Origin of the sequence: Halorussus marinus, assembly GCF_004765795.1 — an archaeon.
In the GTDB taxonomy this organism is placed as follows: domain Archaea; phylum Halobacteriota; class Halobacteria; order Halobacteriales; family Haladaptataceae; genus Halorussus; species Halorussus marinus.
Genome location: NZ_SBIV01000012.1, coordinates 1 through 15,981, shown reverse-complemented (window position 1 = coordinate 15,981; position 15,981 = coordinate 1). Strand labels below are relative to the sequence as shown.

Sequence of the window (15,981 nt, the reverse complement as noted above, 5' to 3'; positions counted from 1 at the left end):
TGTTCGTATGGTCGCGACCGCGTTGGCGATCGAACTGGCGGGGTACGCGCTCGGCGCGCTGGGAGCCAGCCTCGTCTTCTTCGAGTTCTTCCAGATGCCGAGCTACGTCGAGTACAGCTCCGAGTACAACGACTACAGCGTCGACATCTCGCCGGCGGAGGTGACCGAACACACCTGGGCTGGGCGGGTCGGCGCGTTCCTCATCGCGGTCGCGTTCGCGCTCCAGTTTCTGGCGGCGTTACTCCGCTGACGGGTGGACGACGTCCCGACAGTCGGGACACTCCGCGAACGCGGCCGGCCGGCCCTCCGACTCGTACTCGATGAGCACGTAGTCGCGGGTGATCGACCCGTGACAGTTCGGACACTGGCCGAACGGCTGTCGGCGTGTCATGTCCAGCTACCCGAAGAAAGCTCACCGCGGCCTTTGTTATCCGGCGTGTAAGACGGAGTAATCGGGTGTTACCGATTCAGAGCGCCTTCTCGGCCTCGCTCTGGACGAGGAACGCCCGGTCGTCGGTGTACGGACGGACGGCGTCGAGCGCACGCTCGGTGCCGATCTGGTTCAGCGCCCACGCCGCGCTGGCCCGCACCTCGTCGGCCTCGTCGTTTTCGAGGGTGTCCGCGAGCGGTTCGATCGCGCGGGTGTCACCGATGAGCCCCAGCGCGCGGGCGGCCTGACTCCGGACCGACGGGTCGTCGGCCACGAGCCGGTCGGCCACCGGCTGGGTCGCTTCGTCGCTACCGATCTCGCCGGCCGCCTTGAGCGCGGGCTTGGCGAGGTTGGGGTCCGAATCGACGTAGTCGAGCACGGCGTCGAGGCCCTCTTCCTCGCCGATCTTGCCGAGGATGCGGATCGCGGGCTTGTCCCGCCGACCCGCCCGCTCGACCATCGCGTCGAGCGAGTCGGGGTTGCCCATCCGTTCGAGCGATTCGAGGCAGTGGCGCTCCATGAAGTTCGACTCGAGGCTCTCGAGCGCGAGCAACACCATGTCGGCCCGGTCGCGCTTCTCCCAGACCTTCAGGGCGTGCCACTCCGGCGGGTAGTCCTTGCGGTGGTCGAGAACCTCGTAGAAGCCCTGTGCACGGAGTTGATCGCGGGTTTCGAGGTCGTCCCACTCCTCGGCGTCCTCGACGCCGGTTTGGAGCGTCTCGGCGGCCTCGACCAGTTGCGCGATCGTGTCGGCGTCGTCGTCGGGATCGAGCGCCGCGTCGCCCACCGCGACCGCGGCGTCCGAGAGCGCCGACGAGAGGTCCTCGATGTCGGTCGTGAGGCTCGCGGCGAGCTCGGTGTCGAGAATCTCTTCGACCTCGGCGACGAAGGTCTCGACCGTCTCCCGGAGCTGGTCGCGGCCGTCGTCGGTCCACCGGGTGTCGGCGACGGTCGACTCGACGCCCTCGATCTCCTCGATGACGTCCTCTGCGTAGGGGCCCCGGGCGGCTTCGAGGTCCCCGCGCAGATCCGAGAGTTGCGACTCGTACTCCTCGCGCCGGCTCTCCTCGTCCTCGTCGTCGGGCTCGGGGAGGTCGGCGCTCTCGAGCAGTCCCTCGATCTTGTCGAGTTCGGCCTCGACGGCGTCGAGGTCGGTCTCGGTCTCGGCGGCGTCGAGGTTCTGGGCGGCGGCGTCGAGTTGGTCCTCGACGGTGTCCGCCGAGACGGGCGTCTGGGCGTCCGCCTCGGCTGGGTCGTCCTTAGCGTCCTCCGCGGGCGCGTCGGCCTCGTCGTCGCTCATGCGGCCCACCCCGCTGGACTGGCTCGGCTCATATACCCGAAACTGGGTTCGTACGCCTCAAGAGCGTTTCCCTTCCATCTGAGCCGCGGGCCGGGCGTCCGAGCCCTCGCGCCAGTAGAATCGGGGCGCGAGCAGGAGGTACGCGAGCGCCGCCCCGAGCAACAGCCGGGGGAACGCCCGCCCGAACGCGGTCGGCGCGAGCACCGCGAGGAGCTGTACGCCACCCATCGCGATCGCATCGCGGGCGAACAGGTCGGGGTAGGGAATGCAGGTCACCATCAGGTACGCGAACGCGGCGGTCGCGCCGACGAGCACGGCGGCGCTCTCGACGCCCGCCAGCACCGCCGCCGCCAGCAGGGTGGCCGCGAGCGTCGAGGGGACGCCCTCCGTGCGGTGGTCGCCGACGTCGTAAGCGGTGTAGAGGCCGAGTCGAACGACCGCCATCGCCACGAACAGCGCTGGCACGCAGAACGCCGCCGCGGTCGCGAGCGACGGACCGCCGAGCCCCCACTGCTCGCGCGCGATCACGAACGAGATGAACGCCGGCGCGACTCCGAAGGAGGCGACGTCGGCCAGCGAGTCGAGGTACTCTCCGGCGGGCGTCCCGCCGGTCCGGCGCGCGACGACCCCGTCGAGGCCGTCGGCGATCGCCGCGAGCAACACTACGCGCGCCGCGAGTTCGGGTTCGACGGTGGCGGCGACGGCCGCGAGAAAGCCCAGTCCGGCGTTCGCGACCGTCACGGCGTCGGCGAGGCCGAGCCGACCGACGAACCGAGGTTGCATACGTTCGGGGTCGGTGATCGGCCTTCATACGTTTTTATAATCGACCGCCCCCGCGTCGGCCCGACCGCCGGGCTTCCGTGAGCCATATACCTTCGCCGTCCCGAGAGTCGACCATGGACCGCCGAACGTTTCTCGCCGGGGCGTCTGGCGTCGCGACGGTCGGGCTCGCTGGCTGTGCGCGGCTCGGCATCACCGAACCGGACGACTCGGGAGGCGACGACGCCGACCACGACGTGGGGATGGGCGCGTCGTTCTTCCGGCCGGCCGAGATAACCGTCGAGGCCGGAACCACGGTCGTCTTCCAGAACACGGGCAACCGCCGCCACACCGTCACCGCGTACGAGTCCGGGATCCCCGAGGACGCCGAGTTCTTCGCGTCGGGCGGGTTCGACACCGAGCAGGCCGCCCGCGAGGGGTGGATGGCCGGCTTCGAGGGTCGCATCGAGTCGGGCGAGGTGTACGAACACACCTTCGAGGTGCCCGGCGAGTACCAGTACTTCTGTATCCCCCACGAGCCGTCGGGGATGGTCGGAACCGTCGTCGTGACGGAGTAGCCACTCTGGACCGTCGATAAAACGAAAAATGCGACCGGCTCAGACCTCGACTTCGTCTTCGTCGACGTCGACCGCGGTCTCTTCCTCGGCGGCGACTTCCTCGGGTCGGGCTTCGAGGGTCGTCTTCTTGATCTCGACGCGTCGGAGGGGGTAGATCGTCTTCGCGTCGCCGTAGATGGCCGACGAGAGTCGGCCCTCGACGATGGAGTCGACGAGGTCTTCGAACGTCCGGTCCTCGGCGGCCTCCTCGACGATGCGGGTCATCGTGTCCCGGATCGCCTTCTCTTGGCTCGCGTCGGCGTCTTTGGTCGTGAACGCCACCGGCTGGACCTGCACGCGGTAGTCGTCGGTCGTGAGGACCGTGACGTACGCCTCGACCTTCGAGGCGCCGCGCCGTACCAGACTGCGGAGGTAGTCGCGGGTGAGTTCGTGCTTGACGAACTCGGTGTAGGCCGCGTCGCTTCCCACGTCGTTGATCTTGAACGTGAGCTTCGTGTTGTTCTCGCTGGCGTCGCCCTGCAGGTCGCCGAGCGTCGTCTCGACGTTGCGACCCAGCACTTTGTCCGGTTCGTCCGCGGGGGTCTCACCGAGTTCGGCCCGGTCGAACTGCTGTGGGGCGTGAATGGTGTACCACCGCTTCTCCTGTTTCTGCTTGGAAACTGATCGTTCGCTCATGGTTGTGTTGTAGCGTCTGCGTGTCGTTTGGCTGCCTGTACCACTCGCTTGGCCACCGCGAGGTTCACCACGTAGTCGTCGACCGTGGTCCGGAGTCCGCCGGTCGTCTCGCGCTCGACGGTCGTCACCACGACGCCGTCGGCGTCCCCGCTCGTCTCGTCGACGCGAGTGTCGATTTCGGACGTGTTGTCGGGGCGGACCGCCGCCGCGATCGTCTCGGCGTCGTCGAGTTCCGTCCGGATCGTCGCCGTGCGACTCATGCGTTGGCCTCCCGGAAGGCGGTGAGAAACTCCTTGGCGTCCGTCTCGGGATCGAACCGCGCGTAGCCGCGTCGGGCGGTGCCGCCGCCGACGCCGCCGACCGCGTTGACCGCGTCGGTCATCGCGGCGCCGATCGCCCGCTCGTCGGTCGCGGCCGCGGCCGCTTCCTCGTCGGTCACGACGAGCGCGACGGGTTCGGGCGACCGGAAGTCCTGGAGGAGTCGGGCGACCGTCTCGACGGGCGCGGCGTCGGTTCTGGCGGCGAACAGGCCGTCGTACCGGGCGGTCGTGGCCGCCCGGAGCGCCCCGTGGGCGGCTCGGGCGTGGTCGCGCCACGCGTCGAGCGCGTCGGTCCGCGCGTCGTGACCGAGCGCGAGCGCGCTCGCGGTGCCCGGTCGTTCGCGGGCGACCGCCGCCAGCACGTCGGCGTACCCCTCGACGGTCGCGAAGGGACCGTCGGCGAGCGCGTGCGGTCTGAGCGCGCGCTCGACCGCCTCGGCCGCCCGCGCGGTCGCCTCGGGGCCGCCCGTAACCGCGAGCGCGAACTCGGAGGCCACCGTCCGTCGGGCCGACTCGTCGAGTTCGGCCGGGAGGCCGAGTTCGGCGAGCGTCGCCTGCGCGGCGCCGGCGTCGCCGGAGTAGTCGGCGTGGGCGAGCGTCGTGTGCGCGAGCCCGTCGGCGAGGTCGTCGGTCGGCACCCCGACGCCGGGTCGGCGCTCGACGCTCGACTCTCGGGCGGCCTCGCGAACGCGGACCGCTCGGTCGCGGGGTGGCGCGTCGCTCGCGAGGACGCCCGCCAGCGCGAGCGCCGGATCGGGCGAGGCGTCGAGGTCGCCCGCCGCGTCGAAGGCGGTCGCGCTCGCCGGCGTCGCCTCGGCCGGCAGGTGGGCGTCGGCCGACGGATCGAGTCCGACGCCGACGGTCGCGTCGCGGCGATCGCCGTCGGCGAGCGTCTCGCCGAACCGGCCGACCCGCACCTGATAAGGGACGCCGCGCTCGGCGAGCGCGCCGGCGAGTAGCCCGGCCGCGGCGAGGCAGTCGCCGTCGGCGCGCGCGAGCAGCCGGACGAACTCCGACTCGCGGAGCGTCGCGGCCACGTCGCTGGCGTCGGGAGCGTGCCCGTCGGCTGTGCGGCGACCCGAGGTGGACATCTACTCTTCGAGGAGCGCCTTGGCGGTGTCGTACGAGTACGTGAACTCCTCGTCGAGCTCGTCGCCGCGATAGTAGTCGACGAGGCGACGGACCTTCGACTGGGTGTTCTGGAGCGCGCGCTTGTTGGCGTGGTCCTGGGGGTTCTCGTCCATGTGCTCGCGCAGGCGGACGGCCCGCTTCATCAGATTCCGGAGGTCCTCGGGGAGGTCGTCGTCGGCGTCGTTCTCCTCGAGGATCTCGGTGACCTTCTTGCCGGTCGCCAGCTTCACGTCGGGGACCGGCGTGCCCTTCACGCCCTCGTCGCGCAGTTTCAGCCCGATCTCGCTGGGGCTGTGGCCCTGCTCGGCCAGCTCGACGATGCGGGCTTCGATCTCGTCTTCGTCTACGTCGCTCCACTCCGGGGGTTCGTCTGCCACCGGCTTGTCCGAGTCGGACGAGCCGCGGCGGCGGGTGTGCATTCGTGCCATTGTTGGTGATTGGAACTGCACAGTCCGCTGTGGTCCTGTGGGTGTGCGGTGCGTCGGTCCGACGCGTGCACGTCCGCAATCCCGAGCCGGTCAAGAGGTGGGGTCCGAGACCCCGTCGCGGGCGAGGCCCGCGAGCGCCGGCGAGTCAGATTTGCGGCTGTGCCGTTCCCGTAGCTCAAGGAAGTGCCCGGAGGTAATTAAATGGTCACATTCCCCGCCGGCGTGTGAGCGCCCACCGGGGTGGCCGGATTCCGAGAGGTTTATCAGTAGCCCCGGACAACGTGAGGATGCGTTCGAGGGCTCGTAGATCAGCGGTAGATCATCCCCCTGGCACGGGGAAGGCCCCGGGTTCAAATCCCGGCGAGTCCATCCAGATTTTAAAGCTGTATCTGGGGAAACTAAACAGACAGCTACGCGTCTGTTCTCCCCGGAAACCGGCGAATCAACATCTCAACATACCCCCAATAGAAAGCGAGTAGCTTCGCATCCGGCACGCGGGTCACCGCCTTCCCGCGGTCAGATTAGGGAACTGGGGTGGTCAGCGTGAGCATCGACCGCTACACGCCCGTCTGTATCTACTGCGGTTGTGCCATCGACACGCCGAAGAAAGACTGCCCGGCCCTCAACGACGGGAGGTGTCGGCCCTGATGGCGGTCCTCCACAATCCCGAAGCCACCCAGGCCGACAACTCGGAGGCTGCCAGTGACGACCTCGCGGACGCGAGCAACGATAACCCTGAACTCGACCAGTGCCAGTTCTGCGGTACCCACGTCACCGAGCAGTTCCGCCGCGTCTTCGGTGACGACCAGGACATCGTCCACCGCTGCATTGAGTGCGACACCATCACCCGTCTCCAGAAGGGAACCGGCGCGGGTCGCGATGTCAATCACACTGACCCTGCCGACGAACCCTGGCGGTTGCGCAACAGTCACGCGAAGGCAGGAGGTGCGTTCCAGTGAGTGAGTCCGATGCGCCCGCGGTTCCCCATCCGAAGGTCGCGGGTGAGTCTGTCGAGGCGAATGTTCTCCAGCGCGTCGAACAACTTGCGTACGTCAGCGACCGCGAAGCCGAGTGGTGCGACGCGCAGGCCGACTCGCTGCTCGACCCGACTACGACCGATGTCGTCATCTTCCGCGGTATCAACTTGATCGCGAAGGGCACACACGTCGAAATCAAGAGCGCTCAGATACGCCTCGCCAGTGGCGCGCGCGGCCGCATCTTCATCCGCGAGCGCCAGCATGAACGCCTTCTCGACGAGGATGCCGCATACTTGGTCGCGGTGTACGACCCGCACCCGGGCCGCAACCAGCACGTCCTCGCGATGGCCGTCATCCCGGCGTCTCTCCTCGACGAGGTTCTGCCTGAGGGATGGACCACCGTCGAGGGAGACCGCTCGGAGCGAGGTTACCGGCAACTGGCGTGGTCGCGCATTATTGATCCCGACGACATCGAGGGAGGTGACCGGCGGTGACGCTCTACACGACCTACTTCGGCGGTCTCGGGTCCCTTGTCCACCCCGACGACGGCGACCTCGTCCTCGGCGTCGTCCGCTACCCGAAGGACTTCGTTCTCCGCGTCACCGACCGCAACGTTCCCGCGGTCGCCCCGCCCGACGATCTCCTCAACGCGTTCAAGACTGTCGAGGAAGCGGGCGACCGAGATGGAGTCGCCAACCCGAGCGCCGCTGCATGGCGTACGGTCAACTTCGAGGACCGCTATCGAGACCACCTCGACGGTGCGGGCCAACAGCAAGTCCTCGACGAACTCCGCGACAGAGCCGAATATCGCAACGTCTGGCTCGTCTGCTGGGAGAAGAACCCGCGGTACTGCCATCGACACGTCCTCGCCGACGTGCTGGCCGACGACCTCGACGTCGAGGTCTCGCATCACCCCGACCCATCGGACCTCGACGAGCCTACCGACGAGCAGGACGGTCCAGAACTCGCCAGCCTGACCGAGTTCTCCGGAGGTGAGACAGCATGACGGCAAAGTACTCGACCGGTCAGGACCCCGCAAAGCGATGGGAGTCAGACCGACAGCATGTTCTTTCCGAGTGGTCGACGAAGCCGTTCATCGGGATTCGCCACAGGCACGAGACGGTTGAGCACCGACTCGTCATCGAGTACTTCCACGGGGTCGGCGTGGATATCCACCACGAAGTTCGGTCACAGGACTCCGAAAAATTCCCAGACGACTGGGCAGCTGCCGAGACAATCGAGGTGCGCGAGTACGGCGCTCGTCACGACCTCCGTCCCGAAGCGAGGTGGTTGAAGTGACGAGTGAGCAGTCAGCGAGCGGAACTCATCAGTTGACCGCCGTGGACCTGTTCTGCGGTGGCGGTGGCTTCAGTACGGGTCTCGCGCTCGCCTGCGAGAACCTAGACATGGACGTCCGGCTGATCGCGGTGAACCACGACACGGACGCCATCGAAACCCACCGCCGAAACCACGCGTGGGCCGAACAGCACAACGCGAAGGTCGAAGAACTCCACCCGCCGAACGTCGTCGGCGACGACGACGTCGATCTGCTCGTCGCCGGCCCCGAATGCACGCACTTCTCAAGTGCACGCGGCGGCAAACCCGTGAACGAGCAGCGCCGCGCGTCGCCGTGGCACGTCGTCGACTGGGTGCAGAAAACCCGACCCAACGCGCTGCTCGTCGAGAACGTCCCCGAACTCAAGTCCTGGGGGCCGATCGACGATGACGGTCAGCCGACCCGGAACGGCGAGACCTTCGAGGCGTGGACTGACGCCCTCTGCTCGCTCGGCTACTCTATCGACTGGGACGTGCTGAACGCGGCCGACTACGGCGATGCCACCTCGCGCCGCCGGTTGTTCGTCGTCGGCCGTCGGGACCGACGTGCGACGCATCCAGCGCCGACGCACGCCCGAAATCCCACCGAGGACGGCGACCGCGAGCTGTGGCGGCCGGCTGCGGAGGTTATCGACTGGTCGGACATGGGCGAGTCGATCTGGACACGCAGCCGACCGCTGTCGAACAACACGATGCAGCGCATCGCGAAGGGCATCCGCGAGCACTGCGGCGAGGAACTCGCCGGGTACGCGGACGTACTCGCCAGCATCACCCCGGAGGACGTTGAGGCGATGCAGGAGGACGTCGTCTCTGCGGACGCGGTCGCGGACGCCGTCGAGAACCGCGACGCGCCGTTCCTCGTGGAAGCCGAGGCGACGACCGTGGCGGCCGACGGCGGTACGCCGACGTCGATGGTGATGGGCCAGCACTCGAACGCTCGTGCACGGGACGCCAGCGAGGACCCCGTGCCGACCATCGCCACCCGGGGCGCGATTCACTGCATCCACGCGGAGAAAGCGTTCGTGAAGCCGCGGAACGGCCCTCAAAGAGGCCTCCACAGTAACGCGACGTACGACCCCAGCGAGCGGCCGCTGCACACGGTGACGGCGTCGAACCACGACGGTCACCTCGTCAGTCCGTTCCTCGTCGAGTACTACGGCAACAGCGACACCGCCGACGTTGACGAGCCACTGCCGACGGTGACGACGAAGGACCGCCACGCGCTGTGCGTTCCCGACCTCTCCCCGTGGGGACTCGGGCTCCGCTACCGGATGCTCCAGCCTCGTGAACTCGCCGCAGCCCAGGGTTTCCCGCCGGAGTACGAGTTCGCCGGCGGGACGAAGGCCGCGCGCACTGCCCAGATCGGGAACGCGGTGCCGGTGCATCTGGCGAAGGCGCTCGTCACGGAGGCGCTAACCGGGGAGGAGCCGAGTCTGCGGACTTTCACCGGTGCCAAGGAGGTGTCGTCCGATGACTGATCGGTCCACGGACGGTACTGAGCAATCGGACTACGACCACGAGGTGGTCGTGGACTCCGTTGACGAAGTGACGCCCGTCCCCATCGAATGCCCGGGTTGTGGAGGACAGTTCAGAGAAGCGCTGACTGACAAACTCGGTGGAACCACCTGCCACGAGTGTAACGACTGGATTCGGTACGTTCGCCGGCACGAGATCCGCGATCGCAGCCGCAGTAGCGAAGACACCACAGAGCAGGCCACTCTTCTCCAGACCGACGGCGGAAGCGCCCGCACACAAGATACGAGAACTGAGCAGTCCAGCACGGAAACCCAGCAGGGCGGTGATTCGGCGTGACGGTGCGCGAGTCTTCGTCTGACCTCGTCGAACCGCGCACCATCGTCCTCGTCGCCGACTACGACGAGCACCTCGACGCCGCGTTCTGTCCGCTCTGCGGCTCCGAGGTAACCAGCACCATCGGGACGCCGACCGTCCCAGGTGACCTTCTGGAGGCGCGCGTTGTTGACGATCTCCCGGTCTACGGCTGGCGCTGCGAGTGCCGCCGAGTCGACGTCGTACTCCCCGCTCCCGACGAAGTCGCGCCGGATCACTTTGAGCGCGTCGACGCCCAGATTGAGGGCGAGACCGTCCGGGTCGCGAGCCCCGAGCCAGCGCTCGCGGAGGCAGCATGAGCGCCGACGCCCCGACGCAGACCGCGACCATCTCGCTCGACGATCAGGATCCTCAGCAGAGCGCCCACATGGCCCACGACTACACGTCGACGGGTCGCCTCGCTCCCGTTCCCGACGAGGATGACGAGAGCGAGGTGCTGCTGAAAGACTACGACGCGATCGACTATCCGGACCCCATCGAGCACGGCCACGGCATCGAGGCCGTGCTGCAAGACCTTGCTGACGAAGACGACGAAGGCGAGAGTTTCTACACCCGGCTGTGGAGCGGTTGGCAGCACCTCGATATCGAACCCGAGGACGAGCCGATCGTCCTCGACGAGGACGTTCACCAGCAGTTCGACTGGCTCCACGACGACTACCCCGCCCACCTCGTCCTCTCCTCGAAGGGCTGGAAGGTCGGTCGCGACGTCGACGACGAGATCGCCGGCCCGCAGGCCGGCGCCGAAGCGCTGGTCTCGCAGTACTACGAGTACAACGTCTCGGTGATGCGCTACGAGGAGGACTCCGGAGAGCTCGCCGCGAACATCGACGACAACCTCCGCACTCCGGTCTCGTTCCAGTGCTGGATCCAACCCCAAGACGAGAGCCTCGTCTTACCGTCCGGCGACCCGATGGTCGCCCAGCACGGCGAGGGAACGAAGTTCCGGACCCAGACGACCTACGCCGGTTCGAAAGAGTCGCTCGTCCGCACGATCGAGGTCGCCAACCGAGCCGCAGCAGCGCTCGGCGTCGATCGGCCCGACTGGTCGGCGTTCAACCGCGACTCTTGGAAGGTCTGGAAGGGCGAGGTTCACCATCGGTTCGAGAGTAAGTACATGGACGCTGTCGTCAAGCGCCTCCGCGAAGCGAAGTCGATGCTGGAGTACGGTGGCTCCGGGGATGTCGACGGTGACGGGACCATGCGCGAGGGGATGTTCGTCGAGGAGATGGTCCGTAGCGACCGCTGGGACGTGCTCGGATTCAACGCGTTCGCTCAGCGCGACGGCATCGAGCTCGGCGCGAAGGTCTACCGGATCAACGGCAGTCCGCGCGACGAGCGACTCTCCGAGCCGAAGCTCGAAGCGTTCTTCGCCGGGACCGACCACGAGACCGAACTTCCACACGCCGACGAGTGGGCTGCGCTCCGGGCGACGCTGCGCCAACTCGCCTCGACGATCGCCGTCCGCTCCGGGTTGAATCTCGGCCTGCTCCGTGAGGACGACTACTACAAGCCACGAGATCGCGAGCGCATCGACACGCTCGTTCCGACTGGCTGGCGGGCCGCCGTCCAGGAGGCGAACGAGACGCGACTCCGCCGCATCCTCAACACGGTCTACGGTCAGTCCGGTACACAGAGCAAGTGGGATCTCCTCTACGCCATCGCGACGATGAACGGCGCGTCCTACGAGGAACTCGCCGAGATCACTGGCTTCACCGAGGATTACGTCCAGGAGATGGTCGCCGACTTCGTCGAGGACGACGTGCTACTCCGGATCAGCATGCCACGACTCATCGTGTTCAACAACGAGGAGCTGCGGCTGAACGCGCTCGACGAACTCGAAGCCATCCATCCCGAAGAGGATCTCAAGGACATCCGCGAGCGCGCCGAGCAGCGCCGCGAGGATCGCCAGCAGAACCGAGAGGAGCGCAAGGCCGACTCCGAGGACGATGGTGGTTCCGAGGACGATAGCAGCGACGAGAGCGATAGCGACGATCATGACGAGTCAGCGAACTGGGAGACGTTCGACGACATCCACCTGACTGGCGAGCAGCTCGGCGCTGCGCTCGACGGCGAGCATATCGACGGCGAGCACGTCGAGATCCGGACCGACCCGTACCCGGCGCTGTTCGCGAGAGGATAGCGGTCTCTCGCGGCCGGGCTTGCGTCGGTATGCAGTGGCGACACTCTCCTTTTCAACATTATTTCGCTGGTTCGTTTAGCGATTCTTTTCGCTCCGCATTAATTTCTATCTTGCATATATTTCCAGTCCGGTTTGATCGCGGCCTCGGCGACACGATCGCCAGTTTCGGCCAGCTTTCGACCCCACTGTTTCCGCTGATTCGTCCGAATACCACTCTACCAGGCCTTCTATCCTACTTGAAGAGTTTCGGTCTGGGGGTCCGGGATCTCCTAACACCCCTACGGTAGTTGCCCCTAAGGGGCAAGAACAATGCGGGCCGGGCCAGAACGGCCCGGCCCTCACCGCATATGTCCAATCGGCCGAAACCACACGGTAGGACGAGCGAAATGCCGGTATCCCGGTTAGGGAAGATCGGGAAGAACGACCCCTATCTCCTCTACGGTAGTGCGCGCTCGTAGCGCGCGTGAGTTCTTCGCATCCAGCGAAGCAAATAGCGAAAAGGGGGATTTAATCGACAGACGAAGAACCGAGAACCCCTGTTTCTATTGGATTATATGAAAGGAAAATCAGATGCGGCCATCAACTCAGACGGTGATCAACCGGTCCTCGGCCACCCCGTCTTCGAATTTGGTCAGTCGGCAGGGAGTTCAGCGGACTGGCTGGTAGTCGCGTCCATGTCGACGAGCGTGATCTCCCACTCGCCGTCATCAGTCATCCGAACGCGGGCGTACTGTTCTTCGAAGAGGAGGTTCCCGTCCATGTCTGCGAGCCCGAGCTCTCGCAGATCGTCGATCGGGACGGTCAGGCCCGCGGTCGATTCATCGAGCTTCCGGAGTTTGTGCAGTGCCATTGGATGAATCAGGCCGACAGAAACCTTGACCTCCCTTTAATGTTGGTCTTGTGGTGGTAAAACCACTACAAAACAACCATTTTACTGACTATTTAGAGGATTGAAAAAGTCTGGGTGTGTGACGGGCGCGCCCGCATTTACTGCGCGCTCGGACCCGAACTATGGCTAACCGAACTGCTGACCCAACAGATGACGGGTCACATGACGAACGAACTGACTGGACAACCGACTGGCGGAACCTCGAAAAGCGCCGCGGAGGACGGCATGACTGACGGAGAAGTGGCCGTCCAGCAGAACGGTCACACCCACGCCGTCCAGGCACCGAACCTCGACGGCACCGTTACCGTCGACGTCGACCAGAACACCGTGCACCTGCCGGCGAGCTTCGGCGCGGTGTATCACGAGGACCGCCTCGACGACGTCGACGAGGAGATCGCGACCGACGGCGGACACGCAGCTCGGACGGAGGTCGAGATGTCCGGGTTCGGTCTCACCGACTACCAGTCGTTCTGGTCGCTGATCGGCTCGGGGCTCGGCCTCGCGGCGAGCGGCTACCTCTGGGGCCTCCCGAACACAGGGCTGGCTGCGCTCATCGTGTTCTGCGTTTCAATCGGGATCGGCTACATCGCCGCACGGTCGTTCGGAGGTGGTCTCGATGCGTAACCGGCTCCAGCAGGTGTTCGCGCTGACCGCCGTGCTGCTGATGGCGACGATGCCCGCCGCCGCACAATCCTCGACCGGCCTCGCGGTCGGCACCAGCGACAAGGTGCCGAACCCCGAGTTCACCGGCACCGTCGAGAAGGCCGCCCACCAGCTCGGGACGAACAACACCACGCTCGACTACCAAGACGACAACGGGAACTGGAAGACGCTGAACGGCTCGCTCGCGAACGAGTCGAACCCGGTCACGTTGCGCGCGGATAATCTCGCTTTCGATGCTGCTTCTCAGTTTCCGTCCGAATCGAACTCGACACTCGACGCGAGCGAGTGGACGACCACGTCCGGCACCAACTCGGACGTGAGCGTATCGAGTCCTGACGCGGACGTTCAGACGCTCTCGGTCGACGCCAACGTGGCGAACACCGAGTCTGTCACCATGTCCTTCGATGGCGTCTCGATCACCAGCGATGTCGGCAAGCGCGTGTTCTGGGCCGCCGCGAACATCCAGACGCTAAACGGTACTGCCGAGCTCGTCATCGCGGACAGTGACGGCGACGAGAAGCGCCTCCACCTCAACGGCTCGGCGTCGGCCAACGACGCGGACGTCCTTGCGGACGGCACCGGCAACGGATTCGTCTCCCAGGCCGACGTCTCCGGCCTCGCGGTCGAGGGGTCGGGCGATGGCACGTTCGACGGCATTCAGTCGATCAAGATCATCGTCAACGACGGCGACCTCGACGCTGATTTCACGACGCTGTCGACGGATCGGCTAAGCAAGGTCAGCTACGGTGTCCAGCACATCGATCAGGACGGCGACAACACGACCGAGAACGTCACCGTCTACGAACCGACGGGCGCGTACGACGTCCACAGCGTCGACTCGCTCGGCGCGCCGTTCGACAACGCGACCGTCTACGGCATGGAGTTCGATTACGTCCTCGACGCGGCGGACGCGAACAACGCCGAGTACGAGTTCGCTGACGCCGAGGAGTACAACTACGACTCGCGGTTCGGCGTCTACTACTCGTACGAGTTCCCGGACGTCCAGGACCTCGATCTCCGGAACGCCCAACTGACCGACACGGTGACGTTCCCGTCCTCGCGTCTGCTGTCGTCGCAGTACATCGAGGGCGCAGGGACCAGCAGCTACGAGGACCTCGAAGACTCCTCGGCATGGGTCGACCTCGTCGCGGACTACGAGGACGCGGGCCACAACGGGACGGTGACGGTTGACGACACGATCCAGCAGGGCGTTCGGTACGTCGTGTATCAGGAGTGGCTCGTCAACGACGACGACGAGGACGAGATGACGACGTCGGGCGGCATCGGCGGCCCGATCGGCGGTGCTGCGGACGGGTTCATCGGGTTCCTCAAGAGCATCCCCGGCATCCTCATCGCGGGCGTGACGGGCTACGGCGTCCTGTTCAAGAACTGGATCGGGAGAGTCCTCAGCGGTCTCGGGATCGGAGGGTAACGATGGCGAAATCAGTCGGAGACATCATCGAGGAAGCGCAGGGCGAAGGGGTGAGCGGGACGATCCGCAAGATCCTGATCGCGGGGCCGATCGCGACGGCCGGGTATTCGATCTCGTACGGGATCGACAGCCTCCAGAACGTGTTCACGAACCCGCTGGATTCGCTGGCCGAGCAAACGGCGAACCTGACGGAGTCGTCGCTCGGCGGGATGGCGGAACTGCTCGACGCAGGGTCGCTCTCGTCGGCGAACGCGATCATCAACGAGTGGGGTCTCCTCGGCTGGCTGATGGCTCTGCTGTTGATCATCGCCACGATGTGGCTACTCGGGACCGCGTACGACCTGCTCGACATCGATTTCCTGTCCGGCGTCGACGTCCCGATCCTCAGCCGGTTCTCGGGCGCGTCAGACGAGGAGTAGCCATGCAGGGGCCGAGCCACTACGAATCGCCGCGGTTCGCCTCGCCGCTCATCGAGTACCATCAAGGGGGTAACTTCGATGAGCGGTAGCGACACCGAGTTCGCGGATGCAGGTAGTGGCGGCGGTGACTCCGGCAGCGGGTTCATTCTACCCAGCACAGACGACGTCCGGGCGGTGTTTCGAGGGTCGTTCGACTGGAGCGATTACTCGAAGGTCGGAGCCGGCGGACTAATCGCGTGGAGCGTGCTGGCCGAGGACATCGCGGCCTCGGGGATCGGTGCGTTCGCGGTTGGAATCGCGTCCGCGATCGCGTCGGTGAGCGAAGCGAACTCGATCCTTCTGAGCGGGGTCGCCGAGTTCCTCGCCGCGCTGGTCTCGGAGGCGACAGCGACCACGATGCTGACGACAGCGTTCGCGACCGCGAGCGCTGAGCTCCGTGAGGCCGGGGTGGTCGCTATCGTGATCGCGATTGCGGAGGTCATCGTCCTGACCTGGATGACGCGGACGGCGTGGGAGGCGATCCGGAGATGAGCCAAGCACCGGACGATCCATCCGATGATGGGTCAGATGGAGGTGTTGGCCTCGTCTGGGATGCCATCTCAGACAAACCCGGATGGCTGTCGAGCCCCGAGTCGTTCGTCAGAGAGATCATCCGGA

22 protein-coding genes and 1 tRNA gene are annotated in these 15,981 nt (G+C 66.1%); 15 read left to right on the top strand and 8 right to left on the bottom strand.

What is annotated here, in order from left to right; genetic code table 11:
- The first annotated feature begins 7 nt into the window (after nucleotides 1-7).
- The gene (locus EPY72_RS17615; RefSeq protein ID WP_209019640.1) at nucleotides 8-250 is read left to right on the top strand and encodes a hypothetical protein; all 243 of its coding nucleotides are present in this window, start codon (nucleotides 8-10) and stop codon (nucleotides 248-250) included.
- On the opposite strand, the gene EPY72_RS19590 is transcribed toward EPY72_RS17615, so the two are convergent.
- The 3 genes from EPY72_RS19590 to EPY72_RS17605 form a co-directional block, all read right to left on the bottom strand.
- The gene (locus EPY72_RS19590) at nucleotides 239-391 is read right to left on the bottom strand and encodes a DUF7837 family putative zinc-binding protein (RefSeq protein WP_168216066.1); all 153 of its coding nucleotides are present in this window, start codon (nucleotides 389-391) and stop codon (nucleotides 239-241) included. The genes EPY72_RS17615 and EPY72_RS19590 overlap by 12 nt on opposite strands.
- Before the next feature lie 76 nt (nucleotides 392-467).
- The gene (locus EPY72_RS17610) at nucleotides 468-1,730 is read right to left on the bottom strand and encodes a HEAT repeat domain-containing protein (RefSeq protein ID WP_135807282.1); all 1,263 of its coding nucleotides are present in this window, start codon (nucleotides 1,728-1,730) and stop codon (nucleotides 468-470) included.
- A 57-nt stretch (nucleotides 1,731-1,787) separates the two neighbouring features.
- Nucleotides 1,788-2,513, bottom strand: coding sequence for a protein sorting system archaetidylserine synthase (locus EPY72_RS17605; protein WP_135807281.1), 726 nt, complete (start codon nucleotides 2,511-2,513; stop codon nucleotides 1,788-1,790).
- A 113-nt stretch (nucleotides 2,514-2,626) separates the two neighbouring features.
- Here EPY72_RS17605 and EPY72_RS17600 point away from each other — a divergent pair, with 113 nt between their 5' ends.
- On the top strand, nucleotides 2,627-3,067 hold the full coding sequence (locus EPY72_RS17600; RefSeq protein WP_135807280.1) for a plastocyanin/azurin family copper-binding protein: 441 nt from the start codon (nucleotides 2,627-2,629) through the stop codon (nucleotides 3,065-3,067).
- A gap of 39 nt (nucleotides 3,068-3,106) precedes the next feature.
- Here EPY72_RS17600 and EPY72_RS17595 read toward each other — a convergent pair whose 3' ends face one another.
- From EPY72_RS17595 to EPY72_RS17580, 4 genes are read right to left on the bottom strand one after another with little or no spacing between them, the layout of a single operon-like run.
- Nucleotides 3,107-3,742, bottom strand: a complete 636-nt coding sequence (locus EPY72_RS17595; protein WP_134671993.1) for a 30S ribosomal protein S3ae — start codon at nucleotides 3,740-3,742, stop codon at nucleotides 3,107-3,109.
- Entirely contained in the window at nucleotides 3,739-4,002 is a 264-nt protein-coding gene (locus EPY72_RS17590) for a KEOPS complex subunit Pcc1 (RefSeq protein ID WP_135807279.1), read from the bottom strand. The genes EPY72_RS17595 and EPY72_RS17590 overlap by 4 nt, the downstream gene beginning before the upstream one ends.
- Nucleotides 3,999-5,153, bottom strand: coding sequence for an exonuclease RecJ (locus EPY72_RS17585; RefSeq protein WP_135807278.1), 1,155 nt, complete (start codon nucleotides 5,151-5,153; stop codon nucleotides 3,999-4,001). The genes EPY72_RS17590 and EPY72_RS17585 overlap by 4 nt, the downstream gene beginning before the upstream one ends.
- On the bottom strand, nucleotides 5,154-5,621 hold the full coding sequence (locus EPY72_RS17580) for a 30S ribosomal protein S15 (RefSeq protein ID WP_134671996.1): 468 nt from the start codon (nucleotides 5,619-5,621) through the stop codon (nucleotides 5,154-5,156).
- Between the two features lie 297 nt (nucleotides 5,622-5,918).
- On the opposite strand from EPY72_RS17580, the gene EPY72_RS17575 reads away from it, so the two are divergent.
- From EPY72_RS17575 to EPY72_RS17535, 9 genes are all read left to right on the top strand, one after another.
- Nucleotides 5,919-5,990: transfer RNA gene (locus tag EPY72_RS17575), tRNA-Ala, on the top strand.
- Between the two features lie 278 nt (nucleotides 5,991-6,268).
- Entirely contained in the window at nucleotides 6,269-6,580 is a 312-nt protein-coding gene (locus EPY72_RS17570; protein WP_210423568.1) for a DUF7563 family protein, read from the top strand.
- Nucleotides 6,577-7,092: a PD-(D/E)XK family putative nuclease gene (locus tag EPY72_RS17565; RefSeq protein ID WP_135807277.1), complete on the top strand. Its 516-nt coding sequence runs from the start codon at nucleotides 6,577-6,579 to the stop codon at nucleotides 7,090-7,092. Before EPY72_RS17570 ends, EPY72_RS17565 begins: the two co-directional genes overlap by 4 nt.
- Nucleotides 7,089-7,604, top strand: a complete 516-nt coding sequence (locus tag EPY72_RS17560) for a DUF488 domain-containing protein (protein WP_135807276.1) — start codon at nucleotides 7,089-7,091, stop codon at nucleotides 7,602-7,604. The genes EPY72_RS17565 and EPY72_RS17560 overlap by 4 nt, the downstream gene beginning before the upstream one ends.
- A complete protein-coding gene (locus EPY72_RS17555) occupies nucleotides 7,601-7,897 on the top strand; it encodes a hypothetical protein (protein ID WP_135807275.1) in 297 nt (98 codons plus the stop codon). Before EPY72_RS17560 ends, EPY72_RS17555 begins: the two co-directional genes overlap by 4 nt.
- Complete coding sequence (locus tag EPY72_RS17550; protein ID WP_368280864.1) at nucleotides 7,885-9,411, top strand: DNA cytosine methyltransferase; 1,527 nt, start codon at nucleotides 7,885-7,887, stop codon at nucleotides 9,409-9,411. The genes EPY72_RS17555 and EPY72_RS17550 overlap by 13 nt, the downstream gene beginning before the upstream one ends.
- Nucleotides 9,404-9,745, top strand: a complete 342-nt coding sequence (locus EPY72_RS17545) for a hypothetical protein (protein WP_210423567.1) — start codon at nucleotides 9,404-9,406, stop codon at nucleotides 9,743-9,745. The genes EPY72_RS17550 and EPY72_RS17545 overlap by 8 nt, the downstream gene beginning before the upstream one ends.
- Entirely contained in the window at nucleotides 9,742-10,080 is a 339-nt protein-coding gene (locus tag EPY72_RS17540) for a hypothetical protein (protein ID WP_135807273.1), read from the top strand. The genes EPY72_RS17545 and EPY72_RS17540 overlap by 4 nt, the downstream gene beginning before the upstream one ends.
- On the top strand, nucleotides 10,077-11,921 hold the full coding sequence (locus EPY72_RS17535) for a hypothetical protein (RefSeq protein ID WP_135807272.1): 1,845 nt from the start codon (nucleotides 10,077-10,079) through the stop codon (nucleotides 11,919-11,921). The genes EPY72_RS17540 and EPY72_RS17535 overlap by 4 nt, the downstream gene beginning before the upstream one ends.
- Nucleotides 11,922-12,552: 631 nt before the next feature.
- Here the strand turns inward: EPY72_RS17535 and EPY72_RS17530 are convergent.
- Nucleotides 12,553-12,771, bottom strand: coding sequence for a DUF8053 family protein (locus EPY72_RS17530; protein ID WP_135807271.1), 219 nt, complete (start codon nucleotides 12,769-12,771; stop codon nucleotides 12,553-12,555).
- Nucleotides 12,772-13,035: 264 nt separating this feature from the next.
- On the opposite strand from EPY72_RS17530, the gene EPY72_RS17525 reads away from it, so the two are divergent.
- The 4 genes from EPY72_RS17525 (at nucleotide 13,036) to EPY72_RS17510 (ending at nucleotide 15,855) form a co-directional block, all read left to right on the top strand.
- A complete protein-coding gene (locus EPY72_RS17525; RefSeq protein WP_135807270.1) occupies nucleotides 13,036-13,434 on the top strand; it encodes a hypothetical protein in 399 nt (132 codons plus the stop codon).
- Nucleotides 13,427-14,905 carry a hypothetical protein gene (locus EPY72_RS17520; protein ID WP_135807269.1) on the top strand — a complete coding sequence of 493 codons (1,479 nt, stop codon included), beginning with the start codon at nucleotides 13,427-13,429 and terminating at the stop codon, nucleotides 14,903-14,905. The genes EPY72_RS17525 and EPY72_RS17520 overlap by 8 nt, the downstream gene beginning before the upstream one ends.
- Before the next feature lie 2 nt (nucleotides 14,906-14,907).
- Nucleotides 14,908-15,324 (top strand): hypothetical protein, encoded by a 417-nt coding sequence (locus EPY72_RS17515; protein WP_135807268.1) that lies wholly within the window; start codon nucleotides 14,908-14,910, stop codon nucleotides 15,322-15,324.
- A 78-nt stretch (nucleotides 15,325-15,402) separates the two neighbouring features.
- Nucleotides 15,403-15,855, top strand: coding sequence for a hypothetical protein (locus tag EPY72_RS17510; protein WP_135807267.1), 453 nt, complete (start codon nucleotides 15,403-15,405; stop codon nucleotides 15,853-15,855).
- The last annotated feature ends 126 nt before the right edge of the window (nucleotides 15,856-15,981 follow it).

Bases quoted from the DNA above. Each gene is read 5' to 3' on its own strand.
- EPY72_RS17555 (WP_135807275.1), top strand. From the start codon at position 7,601: ATGACGGCAAAGTACTCGACCGGTCAGGACCCCGCAAAGCGATGGGAG.
- EPY72_RS17570 (WP_210423568.1), top strand. From the start codon at position 6,269: ATGGCGGTCCTCCACAATCCCGAAGCCACCCAGGCCGACAACTCGGAG.
- EPY72_RS17525 (WP_135807270.1), top strand. From the start codon at position 13,036: ATGACTGACGGAGAAGTGGCCGTCCAGCAGAACGGTCACACCCACGCC.
- EPY72_RS17600 (WP_135807280.1), top strand. From the start codon at position 2,627: ATGGACCGCCGAACGTTTCTCGCCGGGGCGTCTGGCGTCGCGACGGTC.
- EPY72_RS19590 (WP_168216066.1), bottom strand. From the start codon at position 391: ATGACACGCCGACAGCCGTTCGGCCAGTGTCCGAACTGTCACGGGTCG.
- EPY72_RS17535 (WP_135807272.1), top strand. From the start codon at position 10,077: ATGAGCGCCGACGCCCCGACGCAGACCGCGACCATCTCGCTCGACGAT.
- EPY72_RS17580 (WP_134671996.1), bottom strand. From the start codon at position 5,621: ATGGCACGAATGCACACCCGCCGCCGCGGCTCGTCCGACTCGGACAAG.
- EPY72_RS17585 (WP_135807278.1), bottom strand. From the start codon at position 5,153: ATGTCCACCTCGGGTCGCCGCACAGCCGACGGGCACGCTCCCGACGCC.
- EPY72_RS17615 (WP_209019640.1), top strand. From the start codon at position 8: ATGGTCGCGACCGCGTTGGCGATCGAACTGGCGGGGTACGCGCTCGGC.
- EPY72_RS17610 (WP_135807282.1), bottom strand. From the start codon at position 1,730: ATGAGCGACGACGAGGCCGACGCGCCCGCGGAGGACGCTAAGGACGAC.
- EPY72_RS17515 (WP_135807268.1), top strand. From the start codon at position 14,908: ATGGCGAAATCAGTCGGAGACATCATCGAGGAAGCGCAGGGCGAAGGG.
- EPY72_RS17510 (WP_135807267.1), top strand. From the start codon at position 15,403: ATGAGCGGTAGCGACACCGAGTTCGCGGATGCAGGTAGTGGCGGCGGT.
- EPY72_RS17545 (WP_210423567.1), top strand. From the start codon at position 9,404: ATGACTGATCGGTCCACGGACGGTACTGAGCAATCGGACTACGACCAC.
- EPY72_RS17520 (WP_135807269.1), top strand. From the start codon at position 13,427: ATGCGTAACCGGCTCCAGCAGGTGTTCGCGCTGACCGCCGTGCTGCTG.
- EPY72_RS17590 (WP_135807279.1), bottom strand. From the start codon at position 4,002: ATGAGTCGCACGGCGACGATCCGGACGGAACTCGACGACGCCGAGACG.
- EPY72_RS17595 (WP_134671993.1), bottom strand. From the start codon at position 3,742: ATGAGCGAACGATCAGTTTCCAAGCAGAAACAGGAGAAGCGGTGGTAC.
- EPY72_RS17530 (WP_135807271.1), bottom strand. From the start codon at position 12,771: ATGGCACTGCACAAACTCCGGAAGCTCGATGAATCGACCGCGGGCCTG.
- EPY72_RS17605 (WP_135807281.1), bottom strand. From the start codon at position 2,513: ATGCAACCTCGGTTCGTCGGTCGGCTCGGCCTCGCCGACGCCGTGACG.